Origin of the sequence: Candidatus Methylobacter favarea (assembly GCF_902806695.1) — a bacterium.
GTDB lineage: Bacteria > Pseudomonadota > Gammaproteobacteria > Methylococcales > Methylomonadaceae > Methylobacter_B > Methylobacter_B favarea.
Genome location: NZ_CADCXN010000074.1, coordinates 13,843 through 31,322, shown reverse-complemented (window position 1 = coordinate 31,322; position 17,480 = coordinate 13,843). Strand labels below are relative to the sequence as shown.

The following is a 17,480-nucleotide window of genomic DNA, read 5'->3' as shown; positions in this document are numbered from 1 at the left end:
TGTGCTGGCCGCCAATAAAATGGATTTGGCCGACCCAGCAGCGGCTGATTTGTTTGCGCGTTGGCCGATGGCAGCTGTCCCCGTAAAGCGGTTATCGCTCAAGTCGTTCAAGGGCAACTGGATGTTGGCTGGCTGGAGTTAACCAGAAATCCGGAAAGGCATGCCTCTTTTCCCGATGCCCATCCAGCTGAATCGATCCAAATTGATGCAGATAATGGGCGAATGCCCTGTAAGAACACATTAGCGAATTCGCCTCTACAAAATGCGGCAGACGGTTACCGGAGTTATGGCGCTGTATTTCCGGAACACAGTTGCTTCGATTATGAACGCATAACACGGTTATTAAAGCAACTGAAGGCAGAAAGGATAAAAGCCGTTTTCGCGACCAACAAAGGCTGGTTTATTTTTAATGCAGCAGACGGGGTAATGACTATAGTTCCGTGCAATCCTTCAGCAAACAGCCGGATTGAAATAGTGACGACACAAAATAATGGGCAGCATATTCCATCAATATTAAATCAATGTGTTGCAAACACTGTTCGGACGCGGATTAACAACTCCTTTCTATCGGAAAGCCAGCCAGGAATAGATTCCGTCTGACAAGTTTGAGATCAGTATCGAAAACTTCAGGTCTATTAACTTTCCGCTTGACTCTGGTCTAGGGTACGGCATTTATGATTCCAACGGAGCTTTGACTTTTTTCATAGTGGCCAGTCGATTGTTTTTTCCTGAAAAGGGGGCAGTCATAGAATTCGGAAAAAATAGTACGCCAAGATTTTTTCTAACCAGCATTCACGCAAACCAACTCCCTCCAATCCGTCGTATAGCGCGGTGAAATCCGCTCCGCCTTCGCCTTCCAGGTTTTATCAAAACCGGTAGCCACCCCAGAAATAGCCTTTGGAAAACGCCGGTTGATCTGATCGACAGCCTTCATTAACGGGCGATTCTCCATAGACAGGCCATTGTCGGCAAACTCGAACAATTCAAGCTGGCCAGGCAATGATTCCTGCTGAATATGGCTCAGCTGCACACCGCACTTCTGATAGTTGTAGCGTGGCCTAAATATCTCCTTTAGCATTCGGCTTGCGGTAGCAATGATAGTTCGGGTGTCCTGGGTTGCAGACGCAAGCCTGAAGCTGGCTGTACGCTGGTATTGCGGCTCGTTGGGGTTAAACGGGCTGTTCGGATAAAAATCGAGATGCAGCTGGTCACCGAATGCTGATATCTGAGCTTTTCGGCCGCCCGGCTGCAATATTCGGCCAAGGCTTCTGAGACTTCACTAAACGCTGTTAATCGGCGGCTGAAGCTGCGCGAGCAGACAATCTGCTGCTTGTCCGGCACGATCTCTTCCAGTTCCAGGCAGCCAATGCCGTTCAGCTCCAGAACGGTTCTGGCGACCACCCCATTGAACCGGGCCTGGATTCTATCGGCCGGCTGCCTGGCCAGATCCCAGACGGTATTGATGCCGAGCTGGTTCAGCTTGGTACGGGTGCGCGAGCCGATGCCCCAGACTTCGCCGACCGGCACGATGCGCATCAGCTTGTCCCGACGCACGGGCTCGGATAAATCCACGACGCCCCCGCTCTGTTGCCATTTCTTGGCGGCAAAATTCGCCAGTTTAGCGAGGGTTTTGGTGGGTCCAAGACCTACGCAAACCGGAATGCCGGTTGCACGCCACACCGTTTTCCTGATGCGCTGGCCGTAAGCCATCGGGGCTTTATCGCAAACGCCGGTCAGGTCGAGAAACGCCTCATCAATGGAATACACTTCCAGGCTGGGGGCGAATTCTTCCAAGGTCGACATGACCCTTGCCGATATATCGGCATACAGCGTGTAATTGGAGGAAAACAATTGTATCTGGTGCTGATTGACCAATTGTTGAATCTGAAAAAGAGGAACGCCCATTTTGATGCCCAGGTCTTTAACTTCCCGGCTACGGGCCACAATGCAGCTATCGTTGTTACTGAGCACGGCCACGGGCTTTCCGATCAGGTCGGGCCGGAAGACACGCTCACAGCTGACATAAAAGTTATTGCAGTCGACCAGGGCGATGAGCGGTTGCATTAGACGGCATGAATGACCGTGGTGACCACGCCCCAGATCACCAGCTCAAAGGCTTCGTGAAGGGCAATATCGGCATAAGCCGGATTGTCCGCCTTCAGTTGCCACTGCCCGTTTTCACGCGCCAGGCGCTTGACCGTCAGTTCGCCGTTCAGGGCGCAAATGACGATCTTGCCCGCTACCGGCTCGAGTGAGCGGTCCACGACCAGAATATCGTTGGGATGGATGCCGGCGCCGAGCATGGATTCGCCCTGGGCGCGGACAAAGAAGGTCGCGGCAGGCTTTTTGATCAGCAGCTCGTTCAGATCCAGGGTTTTCTGGATGTCATCATCAGCCGGCGACGGGAACCCGGCCGCCACTTTGCCCAAAAACAGCGGCAGCGGCAACCGCCAATGAGTGCGGGCTGGAAGCCAGCGGTCGGTCAGGCCTGCGTATGTAAGCAATTGATCCATAATGCGCTCGGGAAAGGGTTATTATTGTTGTTCTCTTTTTGTTCTCTTTTTCTGGTATTCTAGCCGGGTTTTGATAAACTGACAAAAAATAACAATAGGAGCGGCCATGAAGACACTGACCCGGCGACAGCGGCACATCTTCGATTTTCTGCGCACTCACTATGACCGGTTTCCGACGCCGCCGACGCTGGACGAGCTGTGCGCGGCGCTGGGCATGGCCTCGCGGGGATCCCTGCACAAGCATATCTCGGCCTTGATCGAGGCGGGCCTGGTTGAGCCTTCGGGCGGCCACAAGCAGACCGGCATCCGCCTGACCCGACACGATAAGGCCGTTACTGATCAGGACTTGCCGTTTATCGGCAAGATCGCCGCCGGCAAACCGATTGAAGCGCTGGAAAATATCCACTACATGGCTGTGCCCGATATGCTGAAGAGCGACAAGCCCTGCTATGTGTTGCAGGTGCAGGGTGATTCGATGGTCGAGGCCGGGATATTCGATGGCGACTGGGCCATTATCGAGCAGCGCAGTTACGCCGACAACGGCGAGATTGTCGTGGCCCTGATCGAGCACTACGAAGCAACTTTGAAATATATCGAGCAGACGCCGGACAAGGTGCTGCTGATCCCGGCCAATGCCGGCTTTGCCACGATGGCCTACCGGCCTGAACAGATCGAGATCCAGGGCGTGCTGATCGGGCAGATGCGCAGTTACCGCACGTTACTGTCGAAATAAAGAGGGGAACTATTATGTCAAGAAAAATTCACATGCAGGACCAGGTCGGAGTCAACAAGGTTGAAGAGATAATGCGCCACTACGGTCAGTGCCCGCTGGACCTGTGGGCAGTGAAGTTTGCCGTGGCGGGGCTGTTTTTGTTGCTGGGGGTGTATGGGTGATGAGTCAGTTCCGGAGCTCTTATGTGCGGCCGATTCGCATTATACAGTGACCCTTTTGCCCTGGCCCGGCGATTTAAGGCCGAAGCGCTGCCGGAGCTGCGCCCGCGCTATAACGTCGCGCCCTCGCAAACCATTCCGATCGTGCGAAAGGAAGGCGAAAAACGGCGCTTTGCGCTGCCCCGCTGGGGCCTGATTCCGCATTGGGCCAAAGATGCCAGGATCGGCTACAAGATGATCAATGCCAGAGCCGAAACGGTGGCCGAAAAACCGGCATTCCGGACCGCTTTCAGGCACCGGCGCTGCCTGATTCCGGCGGACGGATTTTATGAATGGCAGGCGGTAGCGGGTTCCAAGGTCAAGCAACCCTGGTTTATGGCGCTCAAGGACAGGGAGCCGATGGCCTTGGCCGGCTTATGGGAAAAATGGCACAGCCCGGAAGGCGAAGACTTGGCGAGCTGTTCCATTATCGTCACGGCAGCGAACGAAATTATGCAGCCGATCCATGACCGCATGCCGGTTATTCTTGCGCCGGAGGTTTGGGATGCCTGGCTTGAAACGGATGCCAAGGATGCGCAAGCTCTACAAGATCTACTTAAACCTTATCCTGCGGGGGATATGGCGGCTTGGCCGGTCACTACGAAGGTCAATAGTCCGAGAAATGATTCGGCAGAGTGTTTAGAAGCTATAAAGTAAATAAGTCATCGCAACACTAGACAGAAGGAATTATTTTGTTCCATGTCCTGAAAAGCGGTACCTGATTTGCACCAGTTTAAGCCTTGCAAAGATTTCCAAACATGAGACAAAACGATAAAGAACCCATTATAGGAAAAAATGAGGCAAAATATGCATCACATTTGCACTAGACTTTACTGAGAACTCCCTCTAGGAGTTAAATCATGGCCAATCGGAAAAAGGAAAAGAAACTTGTTCGGGTGACGGTTAGCGTTGATCCGGACGATTATGCCAGCATAAACCATCTATCCAGAAGCAGCGGTTTTTCAGCGTTATGGCTGATCCGGCGGGCAATGCAGGAGTTTCTGGAGCGGCGACAAGAGGAAAAAAATATCAATATCGATTTGAGGCACTGAGTCCAGAATATGTTTCAGGGAACTGCATGAATATGCTTTTAGATAATAAGAAAAATGGCAGAGTTGGGGAGGCTCTAAGAGATAGTTTGCAAAGCGGCTCGCGCTTGTCGCTCATTTCCGGTCTGTTCTCGATTTATGGATTTGATGCCCTTAAAAAGGAGTTGAGCCGCATCAACAAGGTCCGCCTGCTGTTTTCGAAAGTGGAAGCTGCAAATGATGGCAGGCTTCATTTTCAGGCATTGAACGGCGATGAATTCGAGCGCCGGTTTAAAAACCAGCTCCATCAAACTCAGATTGCCAGGGAATGCGCCGAATGGCTGGCCAAGAAAGCGGATATTAAGGTCGTCAATAATCCGCATATTCTCAATCAGAATTTGTTCCATATCCAAAAAGGAACTGGCGAGGCCATAGCCATTCAGGGCAGCTCCCATTTTACGACAGCCGGTTTGGGATTTTCGGAATCGAATAAATACGACATGAATATGTGTTTGACGGACGCAACAAGTACGGCGGCGCTGCTGGAATGGTTCAATGCGATCTGGGACAACCCGGTAGCCGTCAACGATATAAAGGAATTCATTCTGGCTGAGCTGGGACGGCTTTTCGAAGATCAGTCGCCGGAGTTTATCTATTTTCTGACGCTGTTTAATATTTTCAAGGATTTCATCGAAGAGCTCGATGAAGAGCGCATCATCAAGACTAAAACCGGGTTCAAGGAAACTTTGGTCTGGAATAAGCTTTACAAATTTCAGCGTGATGGCGTCTTGGGGGCGATTGATAAGCTGGAAAAATACAATGGCTGCATCATTGCCGACAGCGTGGGATTGGGAAAAACATTCGAAGCCTTAGCGATCATTAAATATTATGAATTAAGGAATGACCGGGTTCTGGTGCTCTGCCCGAAAAAACTCAGGGAAAACTGGACCATTTACACCGTCAACGACAAGCGGAACATTCTTTCCGGAGACCGTTTTAATTATGACGTTCTCAATCATACAGACCTGACCCGCTTGTCCGGAAAGTCCGGCGAGATCAATCTGGAAACCCTGAATTGGGGCAATTACGACCTGATTGTTATCGATGAATCACACAACTTCCGCAATAACAACCCGCGCAAGGACGGCGTGACCCGCTATTCTCGCATGATGGATGAAATCATCCGGGCCGGGGTTAAAACCAAAGTGCTGATGCTGTCGGCCACGCCGGTCAATAACCGGATGAACGACCTGAAAAATCAGGTCGCTTTCATTACGGAAGGCATTGACGATGCGTTTTTGGATTTGGGGATCGTCAGTATTGAGCAGACCCTCAAAAAAGCCCAGACCCGTTTTAATCAGTGGCTCGAACTGGACGGACGAGAGCACAAAGTCGAAATTCTTCTGGAGAGAATGAACTTCGACTATTTCAAACTGCTGGACTTGCTGACGATTGCCCGCTCCCGCAAGCATATCGAAAAATACTACAACATCGCCGAAATAGGGGCGTTTCCGGAACGGTTGAAGCCGCTCAATATCAAGGCGGACATTGACCGGGATAGCCAGTTCCCGCCCCTGAGGGAGATTAACCGGACCATCAGGCGGCTGCATTTGAGCGCCTATGCGCCATTGAAATATGTGCGCATGGAAAAGCGCGAAGAATACAATCGTAAATACGATATGAAGGTTAAAGATGGAGCCTCGGTTTTCAAACAAGTGGACCGTGAGCAGAGCCTGATCCATTTGATGCGGGTTAATTTGCTCAAGCGCATGGAAAGCTCGATCAATTCCTTTGCCATGACTTTGGAAAAACTCCTGAACAACATAGATTTCCTGCTCGATAAGATCGAGACGCATGAAGGCGGCGACATTGAGGAACTCAGCATTGAAGATGTGGAGATCGAAGCCGAAGAATTTGACGCCTTCCTGATTGGCCGCAAGGTCAAGGTACTCATTCAGGATATTGACGCGGTCCGATGGAAACAGGATTTGGAGGAAGATCGCGGGCGCTTGACCACGTTGCTCCATGAAGCCCGTATGATCGAGGCGCAGCGTGACGCCAAGCTGCACCGCATTAAAGAGATCATTACGCACAAATGCCATCATCCCGTTAACCAGGGCAATCAAAAGGTGATTGTGTTCACCGCCTTTGCTGATACGGCGAACTATCTCTATGAGCATTTAGCGGATTGGGCCAAGGAAACCCTTGGCATTCATGCCGCATTGGTAACCGGAACCGGGACGAACAAAACCACCCTGTCTGGTATCAACAAAGACCTGAACAGCATATTGACTACGTTCTCTCCGGTTTCCAAAGAACGTCATATGATCGATGCTACCGTCACCCATGAAATTGATTTATTGATCGCCACGGACTGTATTTCCGAAGGACAGAACCTTCAGGACTGCGATTTTTTGATTAACTACGATATTCACTGGAATCCGGTACGGATTATTCAGCGGTTTGGCCGGGTGGATCGGTTGGGCTCCAAAAACAGCGCTATCCAACTGGTCAATTTCTGGCCCAACATGGAACTGGATGAGTATATCAATTTAGAAGCACGGGTCAGCGGGCGCATGGTGCTGCTGGATATTTCGGCCACCGGCGAAGAAAACGTCATTGAATATGACGATAAAAAGCGCATGAACGATCTGGAATACCGGCGTAAACAGCTTCAGCAGCTTCAGGATAACGTGGTCGATCTGGAGGATATGACGGGCGGGGTTTCCATTACCGATCTGACCCTGAACGACTTCAGGATGGATTTATCGGCCTTCATGAAAGAACATATGTGCGCTTTGGAATCCGCTCCGACCGGGCTTTACGCCGTGACCTCCATTGATCAATCCCTGCGTGATCCGGATATAGAACCCGGCGTGATTTTCTGCCTGAAAAATATTTCCGGCAAAACGGCTCATGATGACTCATATGCCCTGGCGCCCTACTACCTGGTCTATATAACCGACGCCGGAAATATTAAATACAACTTTATTCAGGCCAAAAAGATACTCGATATCCTGAAAAAACAGGGCTTGGGCTGGCCTCACCCCGATCCGGCAGCGGTTGCCCGTTTTCATCAGGATACCCATAACGCCAAAGATATGAGCCAATACCGTTCCCTACTGGAAGTGGCCATTAACAGCATCATCGGCAAGGCCGAGGAAAAAGGCGTCGAGAGCCTGTTCAGCCGGGGCGGAACCGTGTTGACCAAGGACAGTTTCAAAGGCATCGAGGACTTTGAAGTGATCAGCTATCTTCTGATTAGAGAGTCCGCGTGATCGAGGATTTCTACAAACGCTTGGCGATACCGGACACATGCCTTCTGGGGAAGCGGGTTTATAAAAAGCTTTTCTATGACAATGCGCCGTTGAATGCAGCCGATAAAAAAGCCTTTGCCGATGATATTGAAGATATTCTGTGGCGTTACACTTTAAAGCCTGAAACGATAAACATAGCCCGTTACGAAGATGAGGAGCGGGAATATCATGAAGTGGCCGTTCTGCAGGTCAACCTAAAAAGCCCCAAGCACTATAAACGCATCGCCCAAATCATACAGCGGGCCATCCCCTACCCTTTGCTGATCGTTTTCATCGACGGCTCGCGCATCGCGCTGAGCATCGCCGACAAACGGGTGAACCGGGCAGATCGTGAGAAAATTAGGGTAGAAGCGTTCTATGAGACCGACTGGTTGGATTTGTTGAGCCTGTCGGAACCGGAGCGGGCTTTTTTGGAAAGCTGCGTTATCACGCAGTTTTTCTACCATAATTTTTACGCGTTCTATGGGGATTTGACGGCCCGGATCATTGCCCTCAATTGCGCAAGACTGAGCGGGACGTATTCGCAAGATAACGCCCTACCGCGGGAAGAGCGGGTTGATCTGCTCAATCACATCCGGCAGAAGCAACTCAAATTGGCAGAATTGCTGGCCGCGCTGAAGAAAGAAAGCCAGTTTAACCGGCAACTGGAATTGAACATGCAGATCAAAAAACTGGTTCACGAACTGGATCAACACAAAGAGAAGATTTAGACGATGGAAAACAGCATGGAAAAACTGGATCGGGACACTGACGGCAGCAGCCTGAATATCGTTCAGGACAATATCGAAAAACTCAAAGCCCTGTTTCCCGATATTTTCAGCGAAGACAAAATCGATTTTGACAAGCTCAGGGAAACCCTTGGTGATCGTCTGGAAACTGATGAGGAACGTTACAATTTTACCTGGCACGGCAAAACCCAAGCCCGCCGGATTGCGCAAACGCCATCGACCGGCACCTTGCGCCCCTGCAAGGAAGAAAGCAAGCATTGGGACATGTCCAAAAACCTGTTTATCGAAGGCGACAATCTGGAAGTCCTGAAGCTGCTGCAAAAGTCTTATCATAAACAAGTGAAGATGATTTACATCGACCCGCCTTATAACACCGGTAAGGAATTCATCTATCCCGACAATTATCAGGACAATCTCGATACCTATCTGAAATACACTGGCCAGAAAGACAGCGAAGGCCGCAAGTTCGGCACCAATGCTGAAACATCAGGCCGCTATCACACCAACTGGCTGAATATGATGTATCCGCGCTTGAAACTGGCGAGAAACCTGCTGCGTGATGACGGGGTGATTTTTATCTCGATTGATGACAATGAAGAAGCGAATTTACGGAAATTATGTGATGAGATTTTTGGAGAGGAGAATTTTGTTTCTTTGGTCACAGTACAAAGCAACCCACGAGGAAGGCAATCGGATACTCATGTAGCGTCAGTGCATGACTACTTACTTATTTATGCTAAGAAAATTTCATGCGCTTGTATTGCGGGCGCACCACTAACAGCAGAACAAAAAGCTGAGTTTAACATGACGGACGATGAAGGTAACGCCTATAGACTCCTTGGTTTACGCCAAAGAGGAGCCGCATCTCGCCGTGAGGATAGACCAGATATGTACTTCCCTATTTATGTTAATCCAATGAATCAAGAAATTTCAATTGATAAAGTGGATGGATGGATTGCGGTATACCCAAGAAAATCAGATGGTTCTGATGGTCGATGGATGTGGGGTAAAGACAAATGTAAACGAGACAAAAACTTACTAGTAACTCGGTTAATTGAGCGTCGTAATGAGTATGACATATTCGTAATAGATTTGCTGGTAAGAAGCGGAGGTGAAAGAACTCGGAAAGTAAAAAGTATATGGGACAGTAAGTCATACAATAATCAAGCAGGAACACAAGAAGTCAAATTTTTGCTCAAATGCGATGCTATGTCGTTTCCGAAACCAGTAAGTTTATTATCAGATATTTGTCGAATGGGATTAACTGGTAATGAAATGATCCTTGATTTTTTCTCCGGCTCCTGTACTACCGCCCATGCTGTCATGGACTTAAATGCCCAAGACAATGGCAATCACAAATTTATCATGGTGCAGCTTCCAGAGCCTTGCGATGAAAAGTCTGAAGCCTACAAAGCCGGTTATAAAACCATCGCCGACATCGGCAAGGAACGCATTCGCCGGGCTGGAGAAAAAATCCTGCAAGACAATGCTGGTAAGGAGGGTATTAAAAATCTCAACATTGGCTTCAAGGTCTTCAAACTCAATTCCTCCAACATTAAGCCCTGGGATGCCGACTTTGACAACCTGGAAAGCGCCCTGTTTGACACGGTGGATAATATCAAGGCGGAGCGCTCGGAAGACGATGTGCTCTATGAAATCCTGCTCAAATACGGCCTTGATCTGACGGTTCCGATTGAGGAGCGCCAGATCAAGGCAAGACAGTTTATGCCATCGGTTTTGGCGCTCTGGTGATCTGTCTGGATAATGCCATTACCCTCGATGTGGTGGAAGGCATCGGCGGTCTGAAAGAGGAGCTGGCGCCGGAGGTTATGCGTGTCGTGTTCAAGGATAGCGGTTTTGCGGACGACGTGGTGAAAACCAATGCGATCCAAATCCTGAAAAAGCACGGCATTGACGACGTGAAGAGCCTATAGGAATAAGCCATGAAACCTTATATCGCTCATGAATTGCCTTTGCAAAATCTCGATTATCGCCGCTTATTGGAGTTAGTCGGCGAAGCGAATGCGGCACTGGCCAAATACGACGGGCTATTGCAGGGCATTGTGAATCCTGCGGTCTTACTGTCGCCCATTACTACACAAGAAGCGGTACTTTCTTCTAAAATCGAGGGCACCCAAGCGACCTTGGACGAGGTTTTGGAGCACGACGCCGGTATTCAGATGGATGTCTTTAAAACCCAGGATATTCTTGAAATTGTCAATTATCGCCGTGCGTTGATGCTTGCTTCGGATTATCTGCGCGACCGGCCTATCTCATTGTCGCTAATCAGACAAATGCACAAGCTTCTACTCGATAGTGTGCGCGGCAAGGATAAAGAACCCGGCGAATTCAGACGCGACCAAAACTGGATAGGGGCCAAAGGTTGCACGATTGATCAGGCGACATTCGTGCCGGTATCGCCGTTACAGTTGCAATCGGCCTTGGACGATTGGGCTCAATACATACAAGACAATGATATCGATGCATTGTTGCAATTGGCGGTTGTTCATGCCCAATTTGAATTGATCCATCCCTTTAAAGACGGCAACGGGCGCATCGGACGCCTGCTTATTCCATTATTTCTCTATCAAAAGAAAAAGTTGGCCTCGCCGATGTTTTACTTGAGCGCCTACTTGGAAGAAAACCGCGATGCCTATTACGAAGGGCTGGCGAGAATATCACAAGCCGATGACTGGGACGGCTGGATCGCTTTTTTTCTCAAGGCCATCTCGGTGCAGGCGACTGAAAATGCGAAGAAAGTTCACGAAATCCTGGCATTGTATGAAGCGATGAAACAACGCATTGTCTCTATCACCCATTCACAATATTCAATCCAGATACTCGACGCATTGTTTGATCGGCCGATTTTTCAAACGACCGAGTTGGTCAAACGCACCGATATTCCCAAACAGACGCTGTTGCCTTTAATACGGCAAATCCGGGAATCCGGGCATTTGAAAGTCATTCAAGAGGCAAGCGGTAGTCGGCCAGCGACTTTGGCGTTTTCAGAGTTGTTAAACATTGCCGAAGGCAGAAAAATACTCTGAGCTTTTGTGTCCGACAGTTGAGACGCAAAAAGATTCGTGTCCGGCCAAACTAAAAATATCGGACACAAAATGTTTTGTAGATGATTTGTTGGACACAAAATACATGAAAAGCTTCAAGCCACGGTTTACCTGGCTTTGTAGGCAAAAAGGAATCAATAATGAAATTACAATTCAACGCGGATCTGGACTTTCAACGCGATGCAATCAACGCCGTGACCGATATTTTCGAAGGCCAGGATACGCTTCAGACCAATTTTAGGTGACGACCCTCAGGCAAGGCCCGCAAATCGATATTTTTGCCAGTCAGTCGGAGCTGGGTATCGGCAATAAGCTTGATCTGCTCGATGACGAATTGCTGGAGAACATTCGCAGCATCCAGCTTAAGAATGGCCTGAAACAAACCGGCGAACTCGCATCCAGAGACTTCACCATTGAAATGGAAACTGGGACCGGTAAGACCTATGTCTATCTGCGCACGATCTTTGAATTGAATCAACGCTTCGGATTTACCAAGTTCATTATCGTGGTGCCGGGTGTAGCTATTAAGGAAGGCGTCTATAAAACATTGCAAATCACCGAGCAGCATTTCAAGGAGCATTACGACAATACGCCGTATGACTACTTTGTCTACGACTCATCGAAACTGGGCGAAGTCCGTAGCTTTGCCACCAATGACGCCATCCAGATCATGGTGATCAACATCGACGCCTTCCGCAAAAGTTTTACCGATCCGGACAAAGAGACCTCAGCCAATATCATTCACCGGCCCAATGACCGCATGAGCGGCATGAAGCCGATTGAGTTTATCCGCGACACCAAGCCGATTGTCATTATCGACGAGCCGCAAAGCGTGGATACGACGGCCAAATCCAAGGAAGCGGTTGCCTCGCTCAATCCGCTCTGCACGATCCGCTATTCGGCGACGCATAAAGAAAAATACAATCTGATGTATAAGCTCGATTCCATCGATGCTTATGAGCGCAAGTTGGTCAAGCAGATCGAGGTGGCGTCAATCCAGGTGAAGGACGGCCACAACAAAGCCTATATAAAGCTGCTGAGCGTCGATCATAAGAAAAGCCCGATTACCGCGAAGATCGAATTCGACAAGATGCAAAACGGCGAGGTAAAGCGCGTCGTTCAGACAGTGAAAAGCGGTACTGACCTGCTGGAGTTGTCCGTTGGCCGGGATGTGTATGACGGCTATGTGGTCAATGATATTTATTGCGAACCCGGTAACGAATATATCGATTTCACCAGCAAGCCCGAGATTATCCGCTTGGGCGCTTTGGTCGGCGACGTGAATCCGGATGAATACAAACGGCTGCAAATCCGTAAAACCATTGAAGAGCATCTGGACAAGGAACTGAAACTCACGCCCAAAGGCATTAAGGTTTTGAGCCTGTTCTTTATCGATAAGGTAGCCAACTACCGTTTTTACGATGAAGACGGGAACCCGCAGAAGGGCAAATATGCGCTGATGTTTGAGGAAGAATATCGCCAGTTGATCAAAAAGCCGAAATACAATTCCCTGTTTAAAGAAGTTGATACCGAAAGCCTGGTCGAGGCGGTGCATGACGGCTATTTCTCGATCGATAAATCCGGCAAAAGCAAAGGCCAGTATAAAGATACAAGCGGTGTCACCCAGCTGGACGAGGATACTTATCAGCTTATCATGCGTGATAAGGAAAAACTGCTCAGCTTCGAATCCAAATTGAAGTTCATTTTCTCCCATTCCGTGCTGAAAGAAGGCTGGGATAATCCGAATGTGTTCCAGATTTGCACGCTCAATGAAACCGCGTCGGTAATCAAAAAACGGCAGGAAATTGGACGCGGCCTGCGGATCGCGGTCAATCAGGACGGGGAACGGGTGCATGGCTTCGAGGTGAATACCTTGACCGTCATGGCTAATGAATCCTATGAGGATTTTGTCAGCCAGCTACAGCGGGAGATCGAAGAGGAAGAAGGCATTAAATTCGGCGTGGTCGAAAAGCACCTGTTCGCCAATATCGTGATCGAAACCGAAGACCAAAAACAAGCCTTTTTGGGAGCGGAAACTTCTGAAAAGATATGGGGCTACCTGTTTGACGCCCACTATATCGACAAGAACGGCAAGGTTCAGGACAAGCTGCGCACCGACATCAAGGAAAACAAGATGGACCTGCCTGAAGATCTCCAAAGTTATGCCGCCCTGATTACAGCGGCGCTCAAAAAAGTATCAGGCAACCTGAACATCAAAAATGCCGGCGACAAAAAGCTGGTGGCTCTCAATAAAGCGGTTTATCTCGGCGAAGAATTTAAGCAGCTCTGGGATCGTATCAAATACAAGACGACGTTCAGGGTGGAGTTTGATATTGATGACCTCGTCAACAAATGTGCCGAGCAGATTAAAAACGATCTGGTCGTCGGCAAAGCCAAGTTTGTTTATGGAAAAGGTACCGCCAAAATTGAGCGCGGTGGCATAACGATGGATAAAATCCATGAATCCCGGCATGTTTACGATGCGAAAGATTATGCGTTGCCGGATATTGTCAGTTACCTTCAGAATGAAACCAATCTGACACGGAGAACCCTGGTTGAAATTCTCACGCAATGCGGGCGCTTACAGGACTTCAAAAACAATCCGCAGAAATTCGTGGATGAGGTCAGCGCCATTATCAAGAGCCAAATGCATCATTTCATTGTCGATGGCATAAAATATGAAAAAATCGGGGATGAGCACTTCTACGCTCAGGAGCTTTTTCAGGATAAAGAGCTGGTCGGCTACCTCAACAAAAACATGCTGGAAGCCCAAAAATCGGTCTATGACCATGTAGTCTACGATTCCGAAGTGGAAGCGGAATTCGCCAGATCGTTCGAGCAGAGCAAGGATGTCAAGGTTTATGCGAAATTGCCTGGTTGGTTCAAGATTGAAACTCCGTTAGGCAATTACAACCCGGATTGGGCGGTCCTGGTCGATCATGAGGACGGCGAAAAGCTTTACTTTGTCGTTGAAACCAAGGGCAGCATCCTGGGCAAATTCCTCCGCCCCGTAGAGAAAGCCAAAATCGATTGTGGCCGGGAGCACTTCAAAGTGTTGGGAGAAACAGTCGGGTTTACCGTGGCGGATAGTTTCGGTACGTTTATGGATAAGGTCTCAGGGTAAAGTAATATCTGTAATAACCTACAAACGGACATTTGTAGGTTATTCCTTAATCCTTTGCAAAATAGATGTTCCAGAGCAGGTGATCATCGTTTTTTCCAGAACACTCAGAACACCACGATTATCTTCCCCAAGCTTGATGTGAAGACCCTCGGACTCGTATGAATAAGGTAACCGTCGGCACAAGAGATTGGCTAGAGCAGGGTCTTATACAGCACAAATTATCTGACGCCCTGCTTTATGCAGCGACGCTAATATCTCAGCTAAGTGAACTGCGCGAAAGTCATCTATGTGTTGTACTGGATCATCAAGAATCAAAGTCCTGAAATGACTCCAGGATGTAGCTAAATAAACCGAAAGCAAAAAAGCAAGTCCAGTAGCACGCCGTTGGCCACTGCTGAATATGAATTGCGGATTAAGCCCATCTCCGACTTCCAAACTTAGAAATCTTTTCACGTCTCCGCGAATGCGATAGTCGATATCACGCCACGACGTGTGAGGCCGAAGCCTCCGATACAGATCGCCAAGAAGGACTAACGGGAGCATCTGTGCAGAAAATTACGGTTATGGTTTAATTTTAAGTACAATCAATAAGATACCACTACACGACTCGGGCAATAGTCAGACAAGCTATTGCTGATCATGGGAATCTTAGCTGATTGTTTTTTATTACAATATAATTTTCTGTTTTCTGAAACCGTAAGTTTCTGTTCAAATGCTCCCGCTAGTCCATTAAGCCCGCTGTTTGATAAGCTCCTGGCAGACTTCAAAGCGAAATGATGTTGCCTGATAACAACCGCATCCGTTTTTTGGCTAAAAATGAAAAATGTTATTACAATTTTTTCAATATTTATTAAGCTACATAGCACCGGCATAGCACCGAGATATTATTACTTATTACGAAAATACGTAACTCCTTGATGTTATTGGTGGGGCGTCAGGGACTCGAACCCTGGACCGATGGATTAAGAGTCCACTGCTCTACCAACTGAGCTAACACCCCGAGAAATTCGTTACCTAACAATTATAAAGGGATTCATCCGGCAAATCCAAGAATAAACTGATTCTGGATAGTGTTAATATTCTATTCAAAGAAAAAAAGACTGAGTAATGAGATTCCTGTATTACAGAAATTCGCTATTCGATTCGAGTTTTATGCAGGAATATTGGGCGTGTATCTCTTCAAGGAGACAAAAAATGCGCCCGCAGGCGCATTTTTTAGAGGGCAGGTTTCGTCGTTCGACGATTAAAAATTAATATTCATATCGGTCGAGAACAGAAATTGGTCTCTTTTATTTTCACCGAATGGCCCGGTACCTGCTAAGGTGCCTGCATCAACCCAATCATAACGAACATTCGGCCGAATATTCAGCCATTTTACCGGCTTCCAGTTCACGCCAGCAGTGACTGCGTAATAACTGGCGGCACCACAATTGGCGGTGAAATTACCGCTGGAAGCATAACTAATTCCTTGATTATCGGTAGCTGCAGATACACGGCCAGGAGCACAGACGCGGAAACCGTTTTGATCGCGGAACCACTCGCCGCGGATGCCTGCCGCCAAATTATCGAGAATATCATAGTACCAATGCGTATTGACCCCATACCATTGTGCGTCAGTGGGCACTCCGCCCAACAAGACCTTATTGGCGTAGCCGTGGTCATGTTGTAAAACCATGTGAAACTTATCGGTGATATTATGCTTCACCACTATGCTGTAAAGCCCCCAGGACTGACTGCTATGCTCGGATGTGCCGCCATAGGTGCCGCTGATATTGGCCGAGGTTCCTTTGTCGTCGCTGGTCCAGGTGACGCCGGCGATACCATCCCAGTTGCCTAACTGCTTATTAAAATTGCCATCCCAGCCGCCCGTGGCGCTGCCGGTAACGGCACCCCCCATAACAGCCCAGTTACTGTCGACCGCATAGTTACCCAATAAGCCGGTATGAGTGAACGGTTCGCCATATTGCATGGTGTAAGCATGGGTGTAAAAAAAGTTGTCCGGGGCAGGAACCGTTTCATAACCAATCGGCGTATAAAAATGGCCGGCCTTAAGATTCAGACCCTTGCCTACAGGCACGTAGGCCTCCAGGTAAGCCTGGGGTATTGCAAGATCATAAAAACGACTGTTATGATTAAGAAGATTAAGGTCATAGTTGCCCCTGTTTAAGGGCTGCCCGGTATTTACATCAAATGCCGGAACGCCGTAGGCTTGCGTAAAAATAGAGTCAGTACCGAACATGACATCGAAGCGGCCTCCGATATCCCATGAATCTCCTTCTGTGGCTACCGCTCTCTGTATATACAAATTCAACTGGTTTAGTTGCAGTTCGGCCGAACGATCTCCAAAAGTGACCGGACCATTAAATTTATTGGCTGGATCATTGCCATTATAAGTCACGCCTGTATTAAGCCAGGCGCCCACTTTAACTCCCATGTTTTTCATTAGCGAGCTTTCATTAGGATCGCCCATAGCTTCGAGTAAACTGTCAGCTTCCGTTAAACTTTTTGCATGCGCCGCGCCAAAAGCTGAAATTAATGCGAAGCCTAGCGCCAATGGCTTAAGTTTAAAACGATCATGGTTGGGACGGTTTTTCATGTAATTATCCTCGTTGATTAATCAGTTAAGGCAAGGTGCCTATGAATAATAATAGCAGCAAATAAAATGCCAGTTGTATTTTAGCTAATAATCATAGGTTTAATGCAACAAAATAAAAGTGAACGCACATATTCCGGGCAATTCCGGTTGGAAGTGCACTAAAAATGTGCGATAGATGG

At 48.5% G+C, this 17,480-nt stretch carries 13 protein-coding genes, 1 tRNA gene and 1 pseudogene; 10 read left to right on the top strand and 5 right to left on the bottom strand.

The genetic code is table 11. The features are described 5' to 3' along the window. Window positions 1-781: 781 nt before the first annotated feature. From HUX64_RS20450 to HUX64_RS11810, 3 genes and pseudogenes are all read right to left on the bottom strand, one after another. Window positions 782-1,030 (bottom strand): DUF4113 domain-containing protein, encoded by a 249-nt coding sequence (locus HUX64_RS20450; RefSeq protein ID WP_425484258.1) that lies wholly within the window; start codon window positions 1,028-1,030, stop codon window positions 782-784. 9 nt (window positions 1,031-1,039) lie between these two features. Continuing rightward, a pseudogene (locus HUX64_RS11815) lies at window positions 1,040-2,064 on the bottom strand (Y-family DNA polymerase); the annotation flags it as partial. Beyond that, on the bottom strand, window positions 2,064-2,447 hold the full coding sequence (locus HUX64_RS11810; protein WP_343034395.1) for a LexA family protein: 384 nt from the start codon (window positions 2,445-2,447) through the stop codon (window positions 2,064-2,066). The gene HUX64_RS11810 and the pseudogene HUX64_RS11815, both read right to left, overlap by 1 nt. A gap of 172 nt (window positions 2,448-2,619) precedes the next feature. On the opposite strand from HUX64_RS11810, the gene lexA reads away from it, so the two are divergent. From lexA to HUX64_RS11765, 10 genes are all read left to right on the top strand, one after another. Continuing rightward, window positions 2,620-3,246, top strand: a complete 627-nt coding sequence (gene lexA, locus HUX64_RS11805) for a transcriptional repressor LexA (RefSeq protein WP_174626431.1) — start codon at window positions 2,620-2,622, stop codon at window positions 3,244-3,246. Between the two features lie 14 nt (window positions 3,247-3,260). Next, a complete protein-coding gene (locus tag HUX64_RS11800; RefSeq protein WP_174626430.1) occupies window positions 3,261-3,407 on the top strand; it encodes a hypothetical protein in 147 nt (48 codons plus the stop codon). 21 nt (window positions 3,408-3,428) lie between these two features. Then, window positions 3,429-4,100 (top strand): SOS response-associated peptidase, encoded by a 672-nt coding sequence (locus tag HUX64_RS11795; RefSeq protein WP_174626429.1) that lies wholly within the window; start codon window positions 3,429-3,431, stop codon window positions 4,098-4,100. Window positions 4,101-4,303: 203 nt separating this feature from the next. Then, a complete protein-coding gene (locus HUX64_RS11790; protein ID WP_174626428.1) occupies window positions 4,304-4,495 on the top strand; it encodes a ribbon-helix-helix domain-containing protein in 192 nt (63 codons plus the stop codon). Between the two features lie 26 nt (window positions 4,496-4,521). Next, complete coding sequence (locus tag HUX64_RS11785; RefSeq protein ID WP_246247007.1) at window positions 4,522-7,749, top strand: helicase-related protein; 3,228 nt, start codon at window positions 4,522-4,524, stop codon at window positions 7,747-7,749. Continuing rightward, entirely contained in the window at window positions 7,746-8,498 is a 753-nt protein-coding gene (locus HUX64_RS11780; RefSeq protein WP_174626427.1) for a DUF4391 domain-containing protein, read from the top strand. Before HUX64_RS11785 ends, HUX64_RS11780 begins: the two co-directional genes overlap by 4 nt. Window positions 8,499-8,513: 15 nt before the next feature. Continuing rightward, on the top strand, window positions 8,514-10,268 hold the full coding sequence (locus HUX64_RS11775) for a site-specific DNA-methyltransferase (protein WP_217426513.1): 1,755 nt from the start codon (window positions 8,514-8,516) through the stop codon (window positions 10,266-10,268). Then, the gene (locus HUX64_RS19245) at window positions 10,265-10,450 is read left to right on the top strand and encodes a hypothetical protein (RefSeq protein ID WP_217426512.1); all 186 of its coding nucleotides are present in this window, start codon (window positions 10,265-10,267) and stop codon (window positions 10,448-10,450) included. Before HUX64_RS11775 ends, HUX64_RS19245 begins: the two co-directional genes overlap by 4 nt. A 9-nt stretch (window positions 10,451-10,459) precedes the next feature. Next, entirely contained in the window at window positions 10,460-11,563 is a 1,104-nt protein-coding gene (locus tag HUX64_RS11770) for a Fic family protein (RefSeq protein ID WP_174626426.1), read from the top strand. A gap of 259 nt (window positions 11,564-11,822) precedes the next feature. Then, window positions 11,823-14,705, top strand: a complete 2,883-nt coding sequence (locus HUX64_RS11765; protein WP_217426511.1) for a type III restriction-modification system endonuclease — start codon at window positions 11,823-11,825, stop codon at window positions 14,703-14,705. A 924-nt stretch (window positions 14,706-15,629) separates the two neighbouring features. Here the strand turns inward: HUX64_RS11765 and HUX64_RS11760 are convergent. After that, window positions 15,630-15,705, bottom strand: a tRNA-Lys gene (locus tag HUX64_RS11760). Between the two features lie 243 nt (window positions 15,706-15,948). Continuing rightward, window positions 15,949-17,301 carry a porin gene (locus HUX64_RS11755; protein ID WP_174626425.1) on the bottom strand — a complete coding sequence of 451 codons (1,353 nt, stop codon included), beginning with the start codon at window positions 17,299-17,301 and terminating at the stop codon, window positions 15,949-15,951. Window positions 17,302-17,480 lie beyond the last annotated feature (179 nt).